This is a genomic window from Bradyrhizobium sp. 35, from assembly GCF_023073215.1.
In the GTDB taxonomy this organism is placed as follows: domain Bacteria; phylum Pseudomonadota; class Alphaproteobacteria; order Rhizobiales; family Xanthobacteraceae; genus Bradyrhizobium; species Bradyrhizobium canariense_D.
Genome location: NZ_JADPJC010000013.1, coordinates 1 through 2814, shown reverse-complemented (window position 1 = coordinate 2814; position 2814 = coordinate 1). Strand labels below are relative to the sequence as shown.

Annotated in this window: 2 protein-coding genes; both read right to left on the bottom strand. The window is 62.2% G+C overall.

The genetic code is table 11. The features are described 5' to 3' along the window. The coding region (locus IVB36_RS02100) for a response regulator (protein ID WP_247390439.1) at positions 1–389 on the bottom strand (389 nt) is incomplete at its 3' end. After that, positions 382–2562 carry a PAS domain S-box protein gene (locus IVB36_RS02095; RefSeq protein ID WP_018453463.1) on the bottom strand — a complete coding sequence of 727 codons (2181 nt, stop codon included), beginning with the start codon at positions 2560–2562 and terminating at the stop codon, positions 382–384. The genes IVB36_RS02095 and IVB36_RS02100, both read right to left, overlap by 8 nt. Between the last annotated feature and the right edge of the window lie 252 nt (positions 2563–2814).

Genomic DNA, 2814 nt, shown 5'->3' with positions numbered 1-2814 from the left:
ATTGACCCATGCGAACGACGCCACGGGTGGCCGGCTTCCGATCGGAATACCCGGCCGGCTTCGAATTGGAATGCATGGCCGGCTTCGTCGGAATCCGCACTGTTGAACTCCTCCTCGAGCGGAGGTCCGCCGTAACCCGTGCTGAACAGGAAGGGAATCCTTCGCTCCCGCAAGATGCGAGCTACCGGAAAAACAAGTTCGCCAGCCAGGTTCACATCAAGGAGCGCCAAATCGAACGATGCCGTCGTCGCGAGTTCGCACGCCTTTTGTACGTGGGCTGCTGAGGCAACGACCTTCAAGCCCAGTTCCTCAAGCATATCTTCGAGCATGAGGGCCACAAGGCCCTCATCTTCGACCAGGAGAACCTTGGCGCCGGACAGCTCAACCATTGGACGCTGCAGGCATAATGGGAAACACCATGCGGCAGCGAGTGCCCTCCGGCTCGAATACCAGATCGAACTCACCTGCGAGATCATGCTCGACGCAACGTTCCATCAACCGCGTGCCGAAGCCGCGCCGCTTTGGAGGCGTAACAGGTGGTCCGCCACGTTCGTGCCATTCGCAATCCAGCACGGCTTGCGAGCGCTCGCCGGCGCTGATCCGCCAAGTGAGCGAAACTGATCCATTCGGCACTGAGAGTGCGCCGTACTTCGCCGCATTGGTCAGAAGCTCGTTGAGCACCATGGTGATGCTAAGTGCCATGCGGGCGTCTAGTTCAACGTGCGGCCCGCTAGTCAGCACCCGTCCGCCCGACATCGGAGCGACGATATCGTGGACGAGCTTTTCGAAAGGCGTATCCTGCCAGTTTCGCTTCGTCAGCAGGTCATGTCCGCGGGCGAGCGCAAGCAGCCGTCCCGTGAAGGTCGGCAGAAATTCCTGCAGATCGGCGGCGTGACGGGCGGTCTGGTTCGCCAGAGATTGCACCGTGGCCAGGGTGTTTTTCACACGGTGGTTTAGTTCGTCGATGAGAGCCTTTTGAGCGTTCTCGGCGTTCTTCCGCTCGCTAATGTCGACGAGCATGTTGATGGCGCCGACAAGATTGCCGTCCGCGTCGCGCAGCGGCGTTGGAAAAGGAATAAACGGCACGCGTCTGCCGTCTGGACGTTCGGCCACCGCTTCGGCACCGCGAACCGGCCGGTTTTCGCGCAGCGCAACAGCCATCGGGCATTCATTGTGCGGCAGCGGCGAGCCGTCGGGCCAATAGAGCTTCCAGGTCACACACCATTCGTCGCCTGGCTGCGGCGTTCTGCCCGCCATCTCGACGGCAGCCCGATTGAAGAAATTAATGCGCCCCTTGGCGTCCGTCGTGTAGATGGCTGCTGGCAACGCCTCGAGGAGATCGCGCATGCGCTGCTCGCCTTCACGCAAGCGATCCTCCAGTTGCTTGGTGGTGGTGACATCCTGAGCGACCCGCACGCCATAAAGGAAGCAGCCTTCCGAATCCCGCACCGACGAACTGAAGATATCCAGATGGCGAACGGACCCGTCAGGCCGTAGTACACGCTTGCGAACCGTGTAGTTCTCGATGTCGCCGCGGACTTGCCGCGCGTACAATTCGGCATCTTCGGTCTGATCGTTGGAATCGGTGTAGTCGAGGAAGGTCATCCCCAACAGTTCGTCGCGTTTGCGCGCGGTGATGCGGCAGAGGGAATCATTCACCCGCAAGAAGCGACCGTTCTCGTCGGTCTCCGAAATGCCGACGCTGGCGGCCTCATAAGTCGCCGCAAGCCGCGCCTCACTTGCTTGCCGTGCCTCTTCGGCAGCATGCAGTTCGGTGACGTCGGTCGTGAAGCAGCGCGTGTTGACAAACTTGCCGTCCACAATGCGGCTGTTCGAGGTAATCAGGACATGCTTGATCGTGCCGTCGCGGGCGCGCAGCCGGGCAGGGTAGCGCTGCAGCGGCTCACCGCATGAAAGACGCTGGAGAATATCGCCAATCACGGGAGCGTCGGCGTGGAACTCGGCGACATGACGCCCGATATACTCCTCGGGCCGGTACCCAAGCAGATCCAATTCGGCCTTATTGGCGCGAATGATAATTCCCTCGCCACTGACGATGTGAAGGCCCACCGCGCCGTTGTCGAAAAAGTCCTGCAGATCCTGCGTCGTGCGGCGGACTTCCTCCTCGACCTGCTTGCGTCCGGTGATGTCCTGGAAGCAATTGATGGCGCCCTGGATGCGACCAGAAAAGTCGCGCAACGCCCGGATGTTGACCATGGCCGTGAAGCGAGAGCCATCCGGCCGCGCCATTATCACTTCGGCATTGCGCGTCGGCGTTCCCGCGCGAACGGCGGTGGCCATGGGGCAGTCGGCATGCGCGAGGGGAGTTCCATCCAGCAGGTAGAGCTGGTGTGAACCGCAGAAGCGCTCCCTCCCAACATCAGGTGTGCGCCCCCACAGCACCACAGCCTCCGCGTTATAGGCGACCAGCAGCCCCTCCGCGTCACAGAGATAGACTGCGCCCGGAATGGCATCGAGCGCGGCAGCGCCGGCCGCAACCAGGGCCTCGAACTCCGTGGGGCGGTGCCGGGCGGAGAGTGGGAATTCTTCTACGTTCGACATGCGGGTGCCCGGCTCTCGGGGGCGAGAGGAACGACGACCCGATACGAGCGTCGTTCGTGCAATGGGCGGACGCCCCTCCGGCCCGCCGAACTGCTCTTAACGCATCACGGGCCCCTTGGTTCCCCCCGTAGGTACGGGTTCGCGAGGGTCCGCTAATGTGAAGGGTTTCGGATGCCGGCCGCATGATTGACGGCGCGGCACATTCGGGCGGCCGGCGTCCGAAAGCCTCCAAGGGAGGAAACCGCGCATGGT

Bases quoted from the DNA above. Each gene is read 5' to 3' on its own strand.
- IVB36_RS02095 (WP_018453463.1), bottom strand. From the start codon at position 2,562: ATGTCGAACGTAGAAGAATTCCCACTCTCCGCCCGGCACCGCCCCACG.